At 33.5% G+C, this 19,253-nt stretch carries 19 protein-coding genes; 10 read left to right on the top strand and 9 right to left on the bottom strand.

The features are described 5' to 3' along the window. Positions 1 to 6 precede the first annotated feature (6 nt). Genes ureE through KA894_RS08785 form a run of 4 tightly spaced genes read left to right on the top strand, consistent with a single transcriptional unit; the run spans position 7 to position 2,611 of the window. A complete protein-coding gene (ureE, locus tag KA894_RS08800) occupies positions 7 to 459 on the top strand; it encodes an urease accessory protein UreE (protein WP_103372807.1) in 453 nt (150 codons plus the stop codon). Further along, positions 452 to 1,141: an urease accessory protein UreF gene (locus tag KA894_RS08795; RefSeq protein WP_096808325.1), complete on the top strand. Its 690-nt coding sequence runs from the start codon at positions 452 to 454 to the stop codon at positions 1,139 to 1,141. Before ureE ends, KA894_RS08795 begins: the two co-directional genes overlap by 8 nt. Before the next feature lie 13 nt (positions 1,142 to 1,154). Further along, positions 1,155 to 1,769: an urease accessory protein UreG gene (gene ureG, locus KA894_RS08790; RefSeq protein ID WP_096808324.1), complete on the top strand. Its 615-nt coding sequence runs from the start codon at positions 1,155 to 1,157 to the stop codon at positions 1,767 to 1,769. Beyond that, complete coding sequence (locus tag KA894_RS08785) at positions 1,769 to 2,611, top strand: urease accessory protein UreD (RefSeq protein WP_107644145.1); 843 nt, start codon at positions 1,769 to 1,771, stop codon at positions 2,609 to 2,611. The genes ureG and KA894_RS08785 overlap by 1 nt, the downstream gene beginning before the upstream one ends. A gap of 271 nt (positions 2,612 to 2,882) precedes the next feature. Here the strand turns inward: KA894_RS08785 and KA894_RS08780 are convergent, their stop codons facing one another. After that, positions 2,883 to 3,089 carry a hypothetical protein gene (locus tag KA894_RS08780; RefSeq protein WP_096808322.1) on the bottom strand — a complete coding sequence of 69 codons (207 nt, stop codon included), beginning with the start codon at positions 3,087 to 3,089 and terminating at the stop codon, positions 2,883 to 2,885. Between the two features lie 100 nt (positions 3,090 to 3,189). Then, the gene (locus tag KA894_RS08775) at positions 3,190 to 4,281 is read right to left on the bottom strand and encodes a YkvI family membrane protein (protein ID WP_096808321.1); all 1,092 of its coding nucleotides are present in this window, start codon (positions 4,279 to 4,281) and stop codon (positions 3,190 to 3,192) included. A gap of 504 nt (positions 4,282 to 4,785) precedes the next feature. Here KA894_RS08775 and KA894_RS08770 point away from each other — a divergent pair. Beyond that, positions 4,786 to 5,256 carry a thioesterase family protein gene (locus KA894_RS08770; RefSeq protein ID WP_107644144.1) on the top strand — a complete coding sequence of 157 codons (471 nt, stop codon included), beginning with the start codon at positions 4,786 to 4,788 and terminating at the stop codon, positions 5,254 to 5,256. Positions 5,257 to 5,358: 102 nt separating this feature from the next. Here KA894_RS08770 and KA894_RS08765 read toward each other — a convergent pair whose 3' ends face one another. From KA894_RS08765 to KA894_RS08755, 3 genes are read right to left on the bottom strand one after another with little or no spacing between them, the layout of a single operon-like run. Beyond that, positions 5,359 to 6,006, bottom strand: coding sequence for a TetR/AcrR family transcriptional regulator (locus KA894_RS08765; RefSeq protein ID WP_096808319.1), 648 nt, complete (start codon positions 6,004 to 6,006; stop codon positions 5,359 to 5,361). An 18-nt stretch (positions 6,007 to 6,024) separates the two neighbouring features. Next, a complete protein-coding gene (locus KA894_RS08760; protein ID WP_107644143.1) occupies positions 6,025 to 7,170 on the bottom strand; it encodes an ABC transporter permease in 1,146 nt (381 codons plus the stop codon). 2 nt (positions 7,171 to 7,172) lie between these two features. Continuing rightward, positions 7,173 to 7,877, bottom strand: coding sequence for an ABC transporter ATP-binding protein (locus tag KA894_RS08755; protein ID WP_096811190.1), 705 nt, complete (start codon positions 7,875 to 7,877; stop codon positions 7,173 to 7,175). 183 nt (positions 7,878 to 8,060) lie between these two features. Here KA894_RS08755 and KA894_RS08750 point away from each other — a divergent pair, with 183 nt between their 5' ends. The 5 genes from KA894_RS08750 to KA894_RS08730 all read left to right on the top strand — a co-directional run bounded on the left by KA894_RS08750 (position 8,061) and on the right by KA894_RS08730 (position 13,290). Next, positions 8,061 to 8,618: a TetR/AcrR family transcriptional regulator gene (locus tag KA894_RS08750; protein WP_096808317.1), complete on the top strand. Its 558-nt coding sequence runs from the start codon at positions 8,061 to 8,063 to the stop codon at positions 8,616 to 8,618. 101 nt (positions 8,619 to 8,719) lie between these two features. Next, the gene (locus tag KA894_RS08745) at positions 8,720 to 9,964 is read left to right on the top strand and encodes an MFS transporter (protein WP_096808316.1); all 1,245 of its coding nucleotides are present in this window, start codon (positions 8,720 to 8,722) and stop codon (positions 9,962 to 9,964) included. Between the two features lie 359 nt (positions 9,965 to 10,323). Further along, complete coding sequence (locus KA894_RS08740; protein ID WP_096808315.1) at positions 10,324 to 11,613, top strand: homocysteine synthase; 1,290 nt, start codon at positions 10,324 to 10,326, stop codon at positions 11,611 to 11,613. 453 nt (positions 11,614 to 12,066) lie between these two features. Further along, positions 12,067 to 12,819, top strand: a complete 753-nt coding sequence (locus KA894_RS08735) for a threonine/serine exporter family protein (protein WP_210133890.1) — start codon at positions 12,067 to 12,069, stop codon at positions 12,817 to 12,819. A gap of 12 nt (positions 12,820 to 12,831) precedes the next feature. Next, on the top strand, positions 12,832 to 13,290 hold the full coding sequence (locus KA894_RS08730) for a threonine/serine exporter family protein (RefSeq protein WP_096808313.1): 459 nt from the start codon (positions 12,832 to 12,834) through the stop codon (positions 13,288 to 13,290). A 105-nt stretch (positions 13,291 to 13,395) separates the two neighbouring features. Here KA894_RS08730 and KA894_RS08725 read toward each other — a convergent pair whose 3' ends face one another. The 4 genes from KA894_RS08725 to KA894_RS08710 all read right to left on the bottom strand — a co-directional run bounded on the left by KA894_RS08725 (position 13,396) and on the right by KA894_RS08710 (position 19,235). Then, entirely contained in the window at positions 13,396 to 14,292 is an 897-nt protein-coding gene (locus KA894_RS08725) for an ROK family protein (protein ID WP_115341866.1), read from the bottom strand. A 106-nt stretch (positions 14,293 to 14,398) separates the two neighbouring features. Further along, the gene (gene manA, locus KA894_RS08720) at positions 14,399 to 15,334 is read right to left on the bottom strand and encodes a mannose-6-phosphate isomerase, class I (protein ID WP_096808311.1); all 936 of its coding nucleotides are present in this window, start codon (positions 15,332 to 15,334) and stop codon (positions 14,399 to 14,401) included. Between the two features lie 16 nt (positions 15,335 to 15,350). Continuing rightward, the gene (locus KA894_RS08715) at positions 15,351 to 17,294 is read right to left on the bottom strand and encodes a PTS fructose transporter subunit IIABC (RefSeq protein WP_096808310.1); all 1,944 of its coding nucleotides are present in this window, start codon (positions 17,292 to 17,294) and stop codon (positions 15,351 to 15,353) included. Positions 17,295 to 17,372: 78 nt separating this feature from the next. Beyond that, entirely contained in the window at positions 17,373 to 19,235 is a 1,863-nt protein-coding gene (locus tag KA894_RS08710; RefSeq protein WP_103372811.1) for a BglG family transcription antiterminator, read from the bottom strand. Positions 19,236 to 19,253: the final 18 nt, after the last annotated feature.

The following is a 19,253-nucleotide window of genomic DNA, read 5'->3' as shown; positions in this document are numbered from 1 at the left end:
TAAAATATGATCATCGAAGAAATTAAAGGTAATATCGCAAATCTTCCGCAAGATGAAAAAAATAAACATGTTGAAAAAGTTTACCTTGAAAATTCCGACTTAGTTAAACGTATTCAACGTGTAACTACAGATCATGGTAATGAAATTGGTATTCGTTTAAAACAACCAATTGATTTACAATATGGCGATATCTTGTATCAAGACGATACCAATATGATTATTATTGATGTCAATTCGGAAGATCTTTTAGTGATCAAGCCACGTACCTTACAAGAAATGGGCGATATCGCGCATCAATTAGGTAATAGACACTTACCTGCTCAATTTACAGAAACAGAAATGCTTGTACAATATGACTATTTAGTAGAATCATTGCTGAAAGATCTCGGCATACCTTATAGTCACGAAGACCGAAAAGTAAACCAAGCATTCAGACATATAGGTCATTCTCATGATTAATCACGCATATTTACGCCTATTTCAATTTTGTGATTCTCAATTTCCGACTGGTGCTTTTAGCCACTCATTCGGACTTGAAACATATATTCAGCGAGATATTGTTCATGATGAAGCATCATTTAAACAATGGCTTGAATTGTTCTTAACTGAACAACTTTCGTTTGCTGACGGTTTAACTATGCGTCTTGTCTATGATGCGCTTAATGAAAATGATACAGAAAAGATATTATATTTAGATAAAATACTTTTCGTACAAAATTTGCCTAAAGAGACTAGGCAAGGTTCAAAACAAATGGGCAACCGCATGGTCAAGCTAGCAGCAGAGCTTTATGATAGTGAATGGATAACGTGGTACCAAAAACAAAACAAAGAGAAGAAAGCCAAATTGCATCCCGCAATTTGCTTTACGATGCTCGGCCATTATCTTGGTGTCGATATAGAAATGATTATAGATTATTATTTATATCAAAACGTATCGAGCTTAACTCAAAACGCTGTTCGTGCCATTCCTTTAGGACAAACGGCCGGACAACGTATCGTCCATGATATGATTCCTTTCATGAAAGAAACAAGAGATCATATTATGACGTTAGACAAGTCACAATTAGGTATCACTGCACCCGGATTAGAAATCAACCAAATGGAACATGAAAATGTAAACGTAAGAATTTTCATATCTTAGGAGGGCAATTTAAATGACAGAGACAGTTAAAATAGGTGTCGGTGGCCCTGTAGGTGCAGGGAAAACGCAACTTATTGAAAAATTAGTAAAACAATTATCTAAAGAGTTTAGTATTGGTGTAATTACTAATGATATTTATACAAAAGAAGATGAAAAAATCTTAGTTAACTCAGGCGTATTGCCTGCAGATCGCATTATTGGCGTTGAAACTGGAGGATGTCCACACACAGCGATTCGTGAAGACGCCTCTATGAACTTCGCTGCAATCGATGAATTAAAAGAACGTAATGAAGATATTGATTTAATCTTTATTGAATCTGGCGGAGACAACCTAGCTGCAACGTTCAGTCCAGAGCTTGTTGATTTTTCAATTTACATTATCGACGTTGCTCAAGGGGAAAAAATCCCTCGTAAAGGTGGGCAAGGTATGATTAAATCAGATTTCTTTGTAATTAATAAAACTGATTTAGCGCCTTATGTTGGTGCATCCTTAGATCGTATGGCAGAAGATACAGAAACATTCAGAGGCAAACGTCCATTTGCATTTACTAACCTTAAAACAGATGAAGGGCTAGATAAAGTAATCGAGTGGATTGACCAAGATGTCTTTCTTAAAGGTTTAGCTTAATGGCTGATTCAAAACAAAAATGGACTGGTGAACTTGATTTAACCGTTTTTCATAACGGAAAAAAATCAGTTGCACGTGATATCTTTTTTGAAAAAGCGTTAAAAGTCATACGACCAGTCTACTTAAACGGCTCGGATATCCCTACATTTTATATCGTGAATGTGGGCGGCGGTTATTTAGATGGTGACCGTTATAAGATGGATGTCACTGCAGAAGAAAATGCAAGTGTGATTTTAACATCACAAGGTGCTACAAAAATCTATAAAACATTAAATGATCATGTCGAGCAATATCAGAACTTTACGATTAAGGATAATGGCTATATTGAATATGTAGGTGACCCAATTATTGCATTTGAAAATGCTAAATTTTATCAACATAACACATTTAATCTAAGCCCTAAAGCGTCATTATTCTATACAGATATATTGACGCCAGGTTATTCAAAAGAAGACAAAGATTTCACATACACTTATATGCACTTGTTAAATGAAATTTATGTGGATGATGAACTCATTACCTTTGATAATATGTTGCTTGATCCAACTAAAAATAAAGTTGGTGGTTTAGGATATATGGAAAACTATACGCACTTAGGTTCATGTTATTTCATACATCCTGAAGTTAACCAAAATCTTATAGACGATGTGTACGATCAAATTAAACATTATCAAAAAGAATATGATTGCCGTTTTGGTATTACTCAAATACCGACACACGGTTTTAGTATTCGAATATTAGCAAATAAAACGCAAATCATCGAGCGTGTTTTAAATACAGTACAAACGTATGTTGGAAACCATATTTTCGATCGAGAAGTCAATTTCTTAAGAAAATATTAACTTTTATGTTTTAAATATGCATGAAGGATAACAATGTTATATAAAAAAAACAGTCCGAGACATCTATGTGTGTCTTGGACTGTTTTCATATAGTCAGTAGCTGACTAGGATAAAAAACATTTATATTAAACTTTTAAGCATCGCTTCTTAATTTATGAATTAGTATGCCTCATGCAATGCTTCAATGCTTACATTTTTCCTACTTATCCTTCTCGGAATGGTACAACGAAATCATTTTAGCAACAATTGATTTCTGCCCCGTTCCTGCTTTTTAAATTATATTAAGCAACCACACTAAACTAATGACTAACAATACAATTGTCACAATATAAATAGCTAACTTTTCCGCTTTATTTAACGACTTTTCTTTATGTGTAAATAAACTAAATAAAGATCCGTCTTTACCCATAAGTAACGCTATGGAATAAACAAGTAAAATTATAGCTATAATTAACACTAAAAACGCGACGTATACCATTCACTTTTACTCCTTTGGATTTAATATTTTTAGTTTCATATACATTCATTTTACCTTAATATTTATGCTACAAAAATATATAGCTATTACAGACTATCCTTTACATATCTTGAAATGATTTACCTTGTTTTTTGATACGTTTCATCTTAAATGGTGCATAAATTAATACGATGATAATAATAATTCCCATATATCCTATGACTGGATAGAAGAATGTCATTAAATCTGTAAAACCTGCAAAACTAATGACGAAACCAATTAAAGTGAATATCGTATAAAATATTTTAAATTGATTCGTTTCAATTTCAGTGAAACGTGTAGCTAACGAATAAAACATACCTAAACAAGTATTAAATATCATTAAATAAACAACAATTGACATAAATACACCTAAAATAGGGGAAATATCATTGACTAAGCCGAGCATTGGTAATGGTAAATGCCCCACTGTTTCAATTTTAGAAAAAATTGCTAAGTGGCTTACCATAATCATTAATCCTAATACAAAACCACCAGCTAAACCGCCCCATGCAGCAACTTTACTATTTCTCTCATTACCACCCATAACGATGGACATAGACGCGCCTAGTCCCACATTAAGTGAGACATAATTAACGCCTGCAATAAACCAATGTGGTACAGCTGATTTATGACTTTTAGCTAATGTATCTAATTCACTAAACGAACCTGACATCGTAAATAAACAATATATAGCAACGATGATAATGCAAATAATCAATAGCGGAGTAATGTTACCAATTACTTTCACCACGCTATCTACGCGTAGCATACCAAATAGCAGCACTAATATAACCATGAGCGCAGTACCATACACGGCTGGTATACCAAATTGTTGTTCAAAATTTGAGCCTCCGCCTGCAAGCATAACGACACCAAATCCAAATAAAGCAATGATTAGTACAATATCTACTAGCCATGCAATGACTTTGCCAAATACTGTACCACCAGTCAATTTATGTATAACGTCATTGTGTCCCTCAGCTTTAAATTTACTACCTAACCAAACCAACATCATACCTACATAGGCGAATAACACGGTAGAAACAACGCCTGCAAGTATACCAGCAGTTCCGAAACTCGTAAAATACTGTAATATTTCTTGCCCTGAGGCAAATCCTGCACCCACGATAATACCAATGAATGCACTACCTATTAAAAATATCCTTTTCATATAAATCCCCTTCGCTAATGTTAAGTTAAAACCACTTTCAAGCATTCACAAACGTTTGGAATATAAATAAATATTCTCTATACTCTTTTGATATTAGCTATAATAACTGAATTGATTATACACTTTAAGTTTTTAAAACGCTATTTGTAAAGCACTTCACGCTTATATCATTTTCTAGTTACTGAAGCCTTAGCAGGACAACACAAGCTTTAAAAGTATAGGATTTCTATTCCTTTCCATCTCCCCTTTGATTCCATACTTATAAATGATTATATAAATAACAAACATTTAAATTTGCAAGCGTTTACATTATTATAATAACTCACTTAATATTCTTTATCAATTTACTTCATTTTTAATGATGTATATTAAAATATAGAAATGATGTTAACATGTTTGTTGCATGCAATCATTCCTGAATTCAATCAATTTACTAACTTAAACTGTTGATTACTGTTACAATAATATAGGTTACGATTAAATTTATATTATAGGAGTGATCTTGTGACAGAGGAATACATTTATAAAAACACGGTGCAACCATCTTGGATAGATCATAATAACCATATGCATGATGCACAATATTATTCCATTTTCAGTGATGTAGTCGTTGGGTTTTTTGAATCAGTCGACCTATATGTTTCTTATCGACAGACGCACGAAATTACTATTTTCAGTTTAGAATCACATATATCATTTTTGAAAGAACTTTTATTAGATGATGCGTTTTACGTTAAAGTACACATTTATGATTATGATACAAAAAGAGTACATTTATTTCTCACTATGTATAATGACAAAGATGAGCGCGTCGCTACATATGAAGTCATAATGATCGGTGTTAGTCGTGTTACACGTCGTAGTATGTCATTCCCTCAGGCCATCTTAGACAAAATCGAATCAGCTTATCATGTTCAACCAACTTTTGAAGCACCTACACAATTAGGCCATGTCATTGGTATTACTAGAAAATAAAAGATACTACTTGAAACTTTTTAACTAAAACAAGCGTAACACAGACGTCCATACTTTAATTTCTGTGTTACGCTTGTTATTCTAGCTAATCAAACATATTTATTACGCTTTAAACATATAATAAAGACTTTCTTTGGTAAATGATAGATGTTGGTCATATGATCCACCACGATGGCCGTTCAAATCGATTAAATAGCCAATATTTAAATTCATTAACTGCGCAATTAATGTACGTACAAAATATTCTATTTTAACATCACGCATTTCACCTTGATCAATCAGTCGTTGGACCATTGGTTTTAAATTACTTACAAGACGTTTATTAAATATTTCAAGCACCACAGATTGAAATACTTCGCTCGTCATTGCTTCATTTAATATTACCTTCAGCAGTAACCTATTTTTATACATGAATTCAGAACGATTATCCACGAACGTGTTTATAAACGAACTCAAAGTATTTGTAGCTTTCAACTCATTCATAAATTCCATAGCGACAGTTGGGGCTATATTATCTTTGATTACAGGAAGCAACCCTGCATATAGAAGTGATTCTTTATTTTTAAATTGTTTATATACTGTACCTTCAGCTACACCTGCTCTTTTAGCGATATCACTTGTACTCGTCTTGTTATACCCTTTTTCACTAAAAAGTAAGAGTGCGCTTTCGATAACTGAGCGTTGCTTTTCAGTTAAATGATTTAATTTAGGTACAATTTCTTCAACTATAGCTTTAATATTTCGATTCATGTTCATTCCCACCTATACTTAAACTTTTCTATACCGTTTCATACCTAGCACGTTTAAAATCAATAACAACACAAAAATGCCAAATAGTATGCATAAATGGATATAAATATCTTGTATTCCAAAGCCTTTAATCATTACATCTTGAATAGCTTGTCCTGTATAAAACAGCGGCATGACATGTGCCAAGTATTGTAACCCTATATTCATTGATGACACAGGTATTAACCCTGCAAATAGCACTTGAGGAACGATTACAAGTGGTATAAATTGTATCATTTGAAATTCTGAAGATGCGAACGTTGATAAGAGTATACCGAATGTTAATGCTACGAGTGCAGTTAATATAGTTGTAGCTAGCACTAACCAAACCGAGCCCTCTACAGCGATGTTTAATACATATATTGCATATATGACCACTACAAACGTTTGAATCACGCTAAACATGCCGTATCCCATAATATAGCCATAAATAATATGACTCCGTTTAATAGGTGAAGCTAATAAACGTTCTAAGGTGCCTGATGTTCGTTCTTTTAATAAACCAATACCAGAAATTAAAAAAGTAAAGAAGAACACGAAAAATCCTATTAAAATTGGGTTTATCATATCAAAATAAGTAGCATCGTCACTACCATATAAATAATGCGTATTCATTCCTATTGGCTTACCTACATTTTGTTCATTACCTGATAAACTTTGCGCCATTTCAGGGTTATTAGCTGCTTGTGATTTGATATGATTTAAAGCTTCTTTTAATGATTCTGTATTTTCTTTCATTTGATTCATATTATGATTCATAAGCCATTGTTGATTAGCTGAGCTCATTACACCTCTATCTGTTGGATTATCATTTGCAAAGGTAACTTCTAACTGATCATTTTCCATATAAATAAACCCTGTTAAGTTATCTTCTTTAATTTTGTGTGCAATATTTTGGCTATTGTTAAATGATTCAGTAGTGATATCTTGACCATGCAATTCGTTTACCAGTGATTGGGGGACGTCATGCAGCCCTACCTTGACGCCATTTGTATTATCTGAAACCGTAAATATATAATATAATAGCGTTAATATTAAAAGTGGTGCTACAAGGAGTAACATTAGCGTACGCACATCCCTAATCGTCTGTTTAAAAATACGCTTAGCAATATAAAAGGCATTCATATTTAATCCTCCATTTTCAAGAATACTTCTTCAATCGTATCTGCTTGGTATTGATCTTTAATATGCTGTGGTGTACCCATAGCAATAATTTCGCCGTGGTTCATAAGTAAAAGTTTGTCACAGCGCGTTGCTTCATCCAATACATGTGTAGTGACAAGAATACTTTTTCCTTCTAATTTTGCTGCGTTTAAATCTTCCCATACGGCTTGCCTTAGTTTAGGATCGATGCCTACTGTCGGTTCATCTAGAATCAATATCTTAGGATTTTGTAAAAAACTAATAGCTAAAGACAACCTACGTTTCATTCCACCAGAATAGGTTGAAACTTTTTTATCTAATGACGCTTGTAATTTCACCATATCACTACATATTTTCACACGCGCTTTAATGTCTTTTCTTTTTTTGATATAAATACTACCAAAGAATTCCAAATTCTCTCTTCCAGTTAAGTCTTCATAAAGCGCATCACTTTGTGCCATATAACCAATATCCATTAAAGTTTTCCTGTTTGGCATTTCAACACCATCTATTGTCACTCCGCCGCCATCTAGGTTTTCCATGCCCAACATACACTGAATTAAAGTTGTTTTACCAGTCCCAGATGGACCAATCAAACCAACAATTTCACCCTTTTCAAATGAAATATTTATATCTTTGAGCACTTTTTTATCACCAAAATTTTTACTTACGTGATTCACTTCAATCATCATCAACACCCCACTTCTTTCTTAATGAGTAAACGCTCACTTTGAAAGCATCTTACCTCTTTTTTTACAAAGTGTCAAAATAGCAATGTTTTTCATGACGAATTTAGCATTGACTTTGACAATCAACGATATAATTGTTATTTTTAGATAGAACGGTCATTCTACTAAGAAAGTGTGAGATTATTGTCACAAAAAAGGCAAGATATATTATCAACTGCTGAACGTTTGTTTTATGAATATGGGTTTCGTGGCGTAGGCTTAAAACAAATTATTCAAGAAGCTAATGTCGCCACTATGACTTTATATAATCACTTTGATTCTAAGGACAATTTAGTCGAAGCAGTATTAAAACAACGTGAAGCTAGATATTGGTACTATTTAGACAGTTACGTAGAGAAGCAACCAAATCAGCCTTTTATCTCAGCAGTGAAAGCACATTGCGAATGGCTCAACGACCATTCATATAAGGGTGATATGTTTATGAGAGCGATTGAAGATTATGCATACACAGATAATGAAATCGAAAACATAGCTCGAGGGCATAAACAACGTTTATTAAATTATTTAGAAAAACTTGCGAATGATGCAGGCATCGTTAACGGTTTAGATCTAGCAATTCAATTTACACTATTACTTGAGGGCACAACGTCCATGACAGCCTTACTTGGCTCTAAAAAAGCAACATCACATGCTATAACAATGGCTGATTTATTACTTAACGAGGCTCATAAAGGCGTTTAATTTTTAAACGAGATCGAGAATAATTTATTTTATAACTCATCTCGTATTTTTTAAACCGGAAAATAGAATGAACATTCTATCTAATAAAGGAGGAATTTGTAATGAAGTTTTCTAAACTTGTGTTCCCTGGTATCGCTATGATAGCGACAACATATGGTTTAGGCCGTTTTAGTTTTGGGTTATTTCTACCAGAAGTCACTAATGATTTACATTTAACTGCTTCACAATCTGGTGTTATTTCATCTTTATTTTATTTAGCCTATTGTTTTACTATTATTTATTCTACGCTACAAACAGATAAAATTGGCCCTAAACGTATGATTATGCTTGCCGGTTTTTCTGTATTGATTGGTTTGGTCGGTATTGGATTTTCACCGAACGCAATCATTCTATCCATCGGCGTTATTTTTGCAGGTGCAAGTACAGGATTAATTTCCCCACCTTATGGTTATACCATTTCTTTATGGATTAAAGTCCATGAACAAGGGAAAGCGAATACTTGGATTAATTCAGGTACAAGTATTGGTTTGATGTTCACTGGTATTACAGCAATGTTTGCTTTTATAGATTGGAGACAAACTTACTTTGTTTACGCAATATTAGCGCTCGCTGTTTTAATTTGGAACTACCTTATTATTCCTTCATTGAAAGAAGATATAAATATTCATACCGGTTCATTTAATATACGGGATATATCAGCTAGTACACGTATCGTGATAACCTCCACGTTGTTAGGAATTTCAACAGCTACTTTTTGGACATTTTCTAAATCATTTGTGCAAAATACAGGAAATTATTCTGATTTCGCCCTTTCTATCTTTTGGATTCTAATTGGATTATTTGGCATGATAGGTGGTATATCTGGCGCAATAATTGATAAACGAGGTCTTCATTATGCGTTTAATTTAGGTGTCATTGCACTCGCAATTGCAACGATTGCGCTTGCTTTCACTCCAAACATTTGGTTAATTCCATTTGTATCTGCCTCTTTATTTGGAATGAGCTATATATTCTTAACGGGTGTACTTCTAGTTTGGGGTATTAAAATATTTGTTAAAAACGCTTCTCTTGGTATAGGTATCCCTTTTTTAATGTTAGCTGTTGGACAAGTTATTGGTGCCTCATTGGCAGGGTTATTAATTGATGCATTTAATTTTATGTATACTTTTATTATTTATGGTGTCATTGGATTTATTCCACTTTTCATTTATCCTAAAGTTAAATTAGAAGAAAACCAATTACCAAAAGGAGACTACAGCCAACTCCAACACCAAAACCCCGAAATTATAAACCATGAACATATAGAGGACAGTGAAACGCACCATACAGATCATCAATATTACTAATTAAGCATAACCCAGGAAATATTAATCAATAAATGGTTTTATGGGTCATAGATAACAATATTCTTATTCCAAGCAACGCGCCTTCATTTGAAATGAAGGCGTATGTTTATATTTGAAACGCTTGATGGATATGTTACTTAGTTTAGTTGCTTGCGCAAAACTACAATCCGATCCTATTACCTGTCAATTTTCCGCTTTTTATGAATTCTGACTTTATGATATTTAATCATTTTTTGTAACATACTTTGAAATAGGCCCAAAATAATCCTTACTTTTTCAGTAAGGATACTTGAAATAGAAGAAACCCTCTTGTATAGTGTTAATTATCAGAAAATTCAATTTTATAGGAGGACTTATATATGTCTCAAAATAATTGGCATTTAGACACTTTATCTATTCACGCTGGGCAAGAGGTAGATGACTTTTCAAAATCACGTGCAGTACCTATTTACCAGACTTCTAGTTATGTGTTTGATGATACAGAACATGCAAGAAAACTTTTTGCTTTAGAAGAACCAGGAAATATTTACACTAGAATTATGAATCCAACACAAAATGTTTTTGAGGAACGTATCGCCGCACTTGAAGGTGGTATTGGGGCTTTAGCTACCTCATCTGGCCAAGCCGCAATTCATTTAGCATTGCTCAACATTGTAGAAAATGGTGATGAAATTGTCGCCTCTTCTAATCTATACGGCGGTACATATAACTTATTAAATGTCACTTTCAAAAAATTAGGGATTAAAGTACACTTCGTAGATCCTAGTAATCCAGATAATTTTAAATCGGCAATTACAGATAAAACTAAAGTTGTATATGCTGAAACAATTGGTAATCCTAGAATAGATGTTTTAGACATTGAGACAGTAGCTGATATCGCACATGCACATAACATTCCGTTAATTGTAGATAATACTTTCCCTACGCCATATTTATTACGTCCTTTTGAATATGGTGCAGATATCATTGTTCATTCTGCAACAAAATTTATAGGCGGTCACGGTACTTCAATTGGTGGCATTATTGTTGATAGTGGGAAGTTTAATTGGAACAATGGAAAATTCCCTGGTTTAGTTGAACCAGACCCAAGTTATCACGGTGTATCATATGCCAATGACGTGGGTGAAGCTGCTTATATCACAAAAGCACGTGTTCAATTATTACGCGATTTAGGTTCTGCAGTTTCGCCTTTTAATGTGCATGAATTTTTAATTGGTTTAGAAACATTACACCTTCGTCTCGAACGCCATTCAGAAAACGCACTTAAAGTAGCTCAATTTTTAGAAAACCATCCAAATGTCTCTTGGGTCAATTATCCTGGTTTAGAAAGCAATGCGTACCACGACCTCGCTCAAAAATATTTACCGAATGGTCAAGGCGCTATTTTAACATTTGGTGTAGATGGTTCTGTTGAAGATATTGCTAAATTTGTAGAATCTTTACATTTATTCTCTCATCTAGCAAATGTAGGAGATTCAAAATCATTAGTAATCCATCCGGCGAGCACTACACATTTACAGTTATCACCAGAAGAACAACAAGCTTCTGGAGTACTACCAGAATTAGTCAGACTGTCAGTAGGTACAGAAAATATTGATGATATCATTTCAGATCTTGAGCAAGGCTTATCAGAAGCTCTTGGAAAATAATTTTTTAAGTATGCTAATATTTAAAATAAATAGTGTTTAAATGAGGCGAGACATCAATGATGTCTCGCTCTCTTTTAGTATAAAGGCAGTATTTGTAAAGTATCGCCTTTAAATAACTACGTTTAAAGCGCTATTTTTCAAATTATTAGAACAGCCGTGTTTATGCATGAGCATATGCGCATGTTACCCATTTGCCATTATAGTTCTTATACAAAACTGCAACCCTTTCATTTTTTTCCTTATACGTGCGTGACAAGGGACTCTTTTCGAGAAATATTATGGCTATCCCACCTTTTAAGACGTCCTGGTAATCTAACCTCACACAAACCGAAGACTACTGGCAGCGTAATGTTTCTTATGTATATATTTTCTGGTTTCTGAAAATTTCTCTTTGAAATTACATATTAATATTGCGATAATAACTATAATTATTTAATGAGTTGGAGGTGCCGTTTGGATAACTATAAAGATAAAACAACCATGAATGTGATATTACTTGCAGGCAAAATCTTGTTATCTTCTGGAGCAGAGATCGCTCGTATAGAAGATACGATGAGACGTATAGCAATTTGTATGGGTTACTATAACAGTCAAGGATATGTAATTAACGTATTTATTAACTTTTCATTAAGTGAAGCACATGATACTCGCATTTTACGTATTGATAAGAACAGCACTAACTTACTTAAAATATTTCAAGTCAATGCCATTTCACGTAAACTTACAGGCAATCAACTTTCTATCGAAGAAGCGTTTCACTCACTTCAACATATTGATAGATCCAATTTAAGCATTCCTCTATGGAAAAAAGTCATTGCTGCAGGTATTATTTCATTAAGTTTTTTATACTTACAAGGTGGCACGTGGGCTGATGCGCTTACAACCATTGTTGCTGGTGCAGTAGGATTTTTGATAGTCGAATATATGCAAAGTAAATCTTTAACGATGTTTATACCTGAATTTATAGGTTCCTTTATTTTAGGGACGATAGTTATATTTGGCTCTGAATTATTTCATGTGAAGCAATCATTTGGCCCAGCTATGATTGCTTCTGTTATGCCCATCGTACCAGGCGTACTGATAACTACTGCTATTCAAGATTTATTTAGTAGGCATATGTTAATGTTTACTGCAAAATTCTTAGAAGCGTTAGTGATTGCTTTTGCAATTGGCTCTGGCATTGCAATCGCTTATTCCATTTTTTAAGGAGGCCGTATTTTGACGATTTTATTCACATTTTTATGTAGTTTTAGCGCATCCTATTTCTTTAATGTCATATACGACGCGCCTAAAAAATTATTTATTCCTGCTGGCTTTGCTGGTTCAATGGGTTACTTTGTCAGTTATATTTTAGAACAATCATTCGAAATAGATGCTATATATTCAAGTTTAGTTGGTAGTTTAACTTTAGGATTAATTGCGCAAATGATGAGCCGGATTTTTAAAGCGCCTGTTGTACTTTTTATGATTCCAGGCATTATCCCTCTAGTGCCAGGTAGTATTGCTTTTAGGGCTACACAACAACTTGTCACTTTAAATTTTACAGATGCAACAAATACCTTTATAAGAGCTATTTTAATCGCTGGTTCTATTGCCTTAGGCTTATTGCTTTCTGATCAATTATCTAAAACTTTAAATATTAGAAAATACATTTCAATTAAGCGAAATAGGTTATAGTTTTAGCGATTCAATACCACTACGATTCAAAAAAGCGAGACCCCAAAACCTTAATTAAAAATCAGTTGGGTTCTCGCTATCTATATTTAATAATAAGCTTATTTCTTATTGCGGATTAACAAAATAAAGCCCTGTTAATACATTTACTTTTAAATCACTTACTTTAATGTGAAATGGTTTCTTTTGGATTAAATGGTGCTTTTGTGTATAATCTTCAATCATTTCTTTATATGGTAATACACTTTGAGTCACCCCGCCACCAAGCACAATATGATAAACATTAAATATGTTATATAAGTTATTGCACAATTGTTGCGTTAATAATAATACTTCATCCATCATCCTCGTGATATTTTCATCTGCTTTATTCATGAAAATATCGATAGCTTCTCTCGTACTCACCTTTCTTTCTAATATATCACTCGCTTTTCGACTAATAGCTAATCCTGAAAGTTCATTTTCAACACAACCAAATTGATGACAAACAGGACATTGATAATTGCTGTCATTTTTTATAATCGTATGGCCAATCTCACCAAAATTGCCATCAACACCTGTGATAAGCTGGCCATTTCTGATATATGCCATCCCAATGCCAGTGCTTATCGTTAAATAGATGATATCTTTGGTCTCCGATTTGATGTATTGATATTCAGCTAATATAGCAGCATCTGTATCGTTTACAAAATGAGGTGTAAATTCACTGTGTTGTTTTATGTAATCTCCTGCGTTGAAGCCAATATAATCTTGCAAATTGGGTGGATTTAAAAATAATCCCTTCGTATAGTCACACGGCCCTGGCATAGCGATATTTAATGTATTTTGATCGATGTTTTTATAATTTTCTTTATATTTATTTGCGATACTCATAATTTCCGAAAACTCTGCTTCTGGATCATTTATATAAGTATCGAATTTTTGGCTTTCAATCACTGCTAAATGTTCATCTATAATTCCAACAATTGTTTTGGTACCACCTATATCTGTACAAATTTTTAACATTCAGAACAACTCCATCATTCATTTTATAATTTTAATTATGAATAAATAGAGGTGGAGTTAAAACTAATTTGCCTTAAACTAAATCAGTCTTTCCCACCTCTTCATTTTATACGTAACTTATAATCATTGTCATTTCACCGTTAAATATTATGGCTTGATCTGTTGCTGTTAAGATAAAATGGGTCCCCTTTTCTAAAGTATAAACGTCGTTATTGATACTTATCTCACCGTTTCCGTCCACAATTGATACAAGGCAATACGTGTTAGGCTTTTCATAAGTCAACTTACCGTTCATTACCCAACGCTCAACAGTAAAGAAACTGTTCGAAACAAATTGCGTGTAATTTTGACCTTGAATCACTTCGTGTTTAGGCGTTGTGTTAGGCGAATTAGTTGAAAGATTAATCACTGATTTACTTTGTTCTAAATGTAAATCACGTTTATTACCTGCTTTATCTGTACGATCATAATCATATATTCTATATGTTGTATCCGAAGATTGCTGCGTTTCTAATATTAAGATACCTTCTCCAATGGCATGAACTGTACCAGCAGGCACATAGAAAAAATCTCCTGGTTTGACTTTAACTCTATTAAACAACGCATCAAACTGTTGGTGGTCTATCATTTCATCTAATTCCTCTTGGTCTTTCGCATGAACACCGTAAATAATTTCAGCATCTTCTTTAGCATCTAATATATACCAGCATTCCGTCTTACCATATTCACCTTCATATTTTTGTGCGTAAGTATCATCTGGATGAACTTGTACTGATAATTTATCATTTGCATCTAATATTTTGGTTAACAATGGAAACTTTGCATCTCCTGATACACCAAATAACGATTTATCTTCATCCCATACTGCTTCTAACGTCTTCCCTTTATGTTTTCCATTTTCTATTATATTCGTACCATTTGGATGTGCCGAAATCGCCCAACACTCTCCTGTATTCTCATAGGGGATGTGATAATTGAATGCTTTTAGAGCTGTCCCACCCCATATGCGTTCTTGAAATACTGGTTTTAAAAATAATGGCATGTCAATGAACCTCCATCTAAATATCTTTTAATATATTATAAATCTGTTCCTTACGTGTCGCATTTATTAAACTCTGACGAATGTCATCGTCCATTAAGGCTCTTGATAGTCTTTGTAATAATTTTAAGTGTGTGTCACTACTATCACTTGGGACAGTGATTAAAAATATCATTTGTGGTGATGTACCATCTAAACTTTCCCACTCTACACCTTGCTTATTGTTCATCACTGCTACAATAGGTGCTTTAACCGCATCTGACTTGGCATGAGGAATCGCTACATTCATACCAATAGCTGTTGTTGATTCTGATTCTCGTTTTAAAACATCTGTTTTTAATTGTGCTTTATCAGTTATATAACCATGTTCATTTAAATTTTCTATCAGTTGATCAATCGCTTCGTCTCTAGACAATGATTGTTCAGAAATATGAATTACTTTTTCATTAAAGACGCTATTGGCTTCTGATGTTTGCTCCTCTTCTTCTAACTTGTCATCCTCTTTACCTTGAGTTGTTTTATCAGGACTAGCCATGCTTGTTTCTACATTATCAGCCTCAACTGCAAGTGTTGGTGTTTTTCTTCTTAAAATTAAAACTACACTCATTGTAACAATACTACCAATGATTACTGCGATAAAGAACCATAATATTTGATCGATGCCTCCTAAAACTGCAACGATCGGGCCACCGTGTGCCACTCTATCACCTACGCCGCCAATGGCAGCAACTACAGCAGCAACCATAGCACCAATCATATTGGCAGGTATCATTCTAAATGGGTCTTGTGCAGCAAAGGGAATTGCGCCTTCCGTAATACCAAATAATCCCATTGTAAATGAAGCTTTCCCCATTTCTATTTCACCTTGATTGAACTTATGTTTATTTACAAATGTAGCAAGTCCCAGACCAAGGGGCGGCGTACATACCGCTACTGCAACCATTCCCATAACTGCATAATTTCCTTCTGCAATTAAAGCTGAGCCAAATAAAAATGCTACTTTGTTGACTGGGCCGCCCATATCAAAGGCAATCATAGCACCAACAATTAAAGCTAAAATAACAATATTAGTTCCTTGCATACTTTTCAACCAAGTAGTCAGTCCTTCAAAAATACTTGCAATCGGCGCACCAATTAAGAAAATAAAAATCAGTCCGACAATTAATGACGAAATAATAGGTATGATAATGATAGGCATAATCGGCGCCATCGCTTTAGGTACTTTAATATTTTTAACCCACTTCGCAATATAACCTGCAATAAAACCAGCAACGATACCTCCCAAGAAGCCTGCACCTGCATCACTACCATAAAAACTACCATCTGCAGCAATCGCACCACCGATCATACCAGGCACTAAACCAGGCTTATCCGCAATACTAACCGCGATATAGCCTGCTAATATAGGAACCATAAAGCTAAATGCTAAGTTACCAATATTTTCAATAGATTTCCAAAATGAATCTTCTGGTATCACTAAACCTTTAGATGTTGCTTCTCCGCCTAACGTTAATGCAATAGCCATTAACAATCCACCTACTACGATGAAAGGCACCATAAAAGAGACACCATTCATTAAATGTTGATAAAACATTTGCATGCCACTTTTTTGTTCTTCATCTTCTTGATTCGTGTTCCCACTACGATCATGATGAATATGTCCATCTCTATCAATTATACGTTGGATTAATTCTTTTGGCTTATGAATACCTTCTCTCACGCTTTCGTTGATAATTAATTTCCCGTCAAAACGTGATAAATCCACTTGGCGATCTGCCGCTATAATAATACCATCCGCTTCTTTTATTTCTTTTGCTGTTAAAACATTTTCGGCCCCAACGCCGCCTTGGGTCTCTACTTTTATATTGACGCCCATCTCTTCAGCAGCCTGTTCTAGTTTTTCTTGCGCCATATAAGTATGCGCTATGCCGTTTGGACACGATGTAATTGCTAAAATTTTCATAATGTCATCCTCCTTACACCTCATTGTAAACGCTTGCTTATATAGATAAAAAAGCATAATTGCCGTTGCTAGTGGCAATTATGCTTTAATTAATTTTATAATATGTTGTTTTAACTTTTGTGTTTCCATCGTCATTATTTGATCGACATCATGTTCACTTAATTTCGCAATGAGGTGTATTAATTTTTTCATAACAGGCGCATCGTTTTCTGTTATTACTAAAAAGAATACTAATTTAACTTTATGTTGTTTCCATATAAATCCTTGAGGGTTTTTGAATATCAGCACATGAGACTTCATAACTTCTTTTGGATTACCATGTGGGATGCTGATGCCATTACCAATATATGTAGAAGAAAATTGTTCGCGTTCTATTGCGCTCTGCATATAAGTTTCAGTAATCGCATATTGTTGCGTTAAAAATTCCTGAGCCTTTTCAAAAACATGTGAGGCAGCAACTTCACTTGTAATCGTCTGAACATCAAATTGAATATCAGATATTTCACTTTGCTTTAATACAGGATTTCGCTTGTGATTTATAAACGTTTTAATTTCGTTGACGTCACCATCAGAAAGTAACGGAGACACTTCAATTACTTTTAGTGTGTCTGGTAAATTCGTAGTATCTATTGGATGCGTTGTGATAAGTGCATCTATATTTGAAAAATCGTATGTTGCTAGTAACTCCAATCTTAAAGTATCAATAATTTTAATATGATCATCCAGGTTTGCAATCTTCGCTTCTAACAAACTAGATATACCTAATCCGTAATAACATGTAATTACAATATTAATTTCCTCTCTATTATTCCGATCAATAGAGGATTGAAAATGTAAAGCTAAAAAAGCAATTTCATCTTCGACCAAGCTTAATTTTGAATCTTTTTCAAGGTGATAGACTGTTTCATACAAAGCATTAAAAACAAATGGATAATATTTCTTTATTTCGTCCGTTAATGGGTTGTTGATATATACATTTTTAACAATACGCAAGTAAGTTCTGCTGAAATGTGCATAAACATTTTCTCTTAATATGTCATCGTTTGTAAAGTTAATACCGATATGCTGCTCCATTTGATAAATCATACGATCAATATAACTTTCAACAAAAATGGTTTCTAAACCTAAATCATATTTATTAAAATAATAGCTAATAAAAAATGAAAACAATTGGGCAGTTTCATTAGATAAACGATAGGCTAATTTATAATTGATATCTTTGATACATTGTTCAGCTATTTCTTGCGCCTCTTCATTTACAACCCACGATGTTTCACTTGCCCTTTCTCTTTTTATAATAATAATCAAATGAATGAGCAATTGCTCAATGCGTAAATCAGAAGTCTGAATATCATGTTGCTTTAAAGTTGCTTTAATAATATGGAATATTGTTTTAATATGTGCTTGTGGCATTTCATTAAATATAAGTGCTTCGACTGTTTTATTTTTCGTAGATAACTGATTCAAATGTAATATCGCATTTCTGACATCCATTTCGTTACCGATTATTGTAATACCTTTTTTCTTTTTAATATCTACTTCTATTCCAAATGAACGACACCATGCTTGTATTCTGTTCACATAATCATGAGCTTCTTTTTTGGTAATTGTAAATTCTGTTTCTATTTGTTCAATTGTAATAGGTTTTTGATACATCAATAGCTCATACCCAAGTTTCAATAATATCTCATTTTCCTGAGTCAAAAATGTCTGAATCAACGTTTCTAATGTTTCCTCGCTATAACGATTATAATTGATTTTATATCCTTTTCCTTTAACGCTTGTAATCAAACTATTGATAATTTCACTATTGATGTATTGTATATCGTTTCTCACAGTTCTATTAGAAACATTTAAATAACTTGCAATCTCATCCCCACTTAGATAATAATTTTTGTTACTCATAAACAACTGTATAAGTTTTGTATGTCTTTTTAACATATATACACCACACTTTTC

It is taken from the genome of Staphylococcus sp. GDY8P131P, assembly GCF_017891975.1.
Lineage (GTDB): Bacteria > Bacillota > Bacilli > Staphylococcales > Staphylococcaceae > Staphylococcus > Staphylococcus nepalensis.
The sequence above is the reverse complement of the archived record's forward strand: the minus strand, read 5'-3'. Positions and strand labels throughout refer to the sequence as shown.

Coding starts and splice junctions, on each gene's coding strand:
- KA894_RS08785 (WP_107644145.1), top strand. CDS start 1,769: ATGGCTGATTCAAAACAAAAATGGACTGGTGAACTTGATTTAACCGTT.
- ureG (WP_096808324.1), top strand. CDS start 1,155: ATGACAGAGACAGTTAAAATAGGTGTCGGTGGCCCTGTAGGTGCAGGG.
- KA894_RS08760 (WP_107644143.1), bottom strand. CDS start 7,170: ATGAATGCCTTTTATATTGCTAAGCGTATTTTTAAACAGACGATTAGG.
- KA894_RS08710 (WP_103372811.1), bottom strand. CDS start 19,235: ATGTTAAAAAGACATACAAAACTTATACAGTTGTTTATGAGTAACAAA.
- KA894_RS08725 (WP_115341866.1), bottom strand. CDS start 14,292: ATGTTAAAAATTTGTACAGATATAGGTGGTACCAAAACAATTGTTGGA.
- ureE (WP_103372807.1), top strand. CDS start 7: ATGATCATCGAAGAAATTAAAGGTAATATCGCAAATCTTCCGCAAGAT.
- KA894_RS08740 (WP_096808315.1), top strand. CDS start 10,324: ATGTCTCAAAATAATTGGCATTTAGACACTTTATCTATTCACGCTGGG.
- KA894_RS08775 (WP_096808321.1), bottom strand. CDS start 4,281: ATGAAAAGGATATTTTTAATAGGTAGTGCATTCATTGGTATTATCGTG.
- KA894_RS08795 (WP_096808325.1), top strand. CDS start 452: ATGATTAATCACGCATATTTACGCCTATTTCAATTTTGTGATTCTCAA.
- KA894_RS08755 (WP_096811190.1), bottom strand. CDS start 7,877: ATGATTGAAGTGAATCACGTAAGTAAAAATTTTGGTGATAAAAAAGTG.
- KA894_RS08780 (WP_096808322.1), bottom strand. CDS start 3,089: ATGGTATACGTCGCGTTTTTAGTGTTAATTATAGCTATAATTTTACTT.
- KA894_RS08765 (WP_096808319.1), bottom strand. CDS start 6,006: ATGAATCGAAATATTAAAGCTATAGTTGAAGAAATTGTACCTAAATTA.
- manA (WP_096808311.1), bottom strand. CDS start 15,334: ATGCCATTATTTTTAAAACCAGTATTTCAAGAACGCATATGGGGTGGG.
- KA894_RS08745 (WP_096808316.1), top strand. CDS start 8,720: ATGAAGTTTTCTAAACTTGTGTTCCCTGGTATCGCTATGATAGCGACA.
- KA894_RS08715 (WP_096808310.1), bottom strand. CDS start 17,294: ATGAAAATTTTAGCAATTACATCGTGTCCAAACGGCATAGCGCATACT.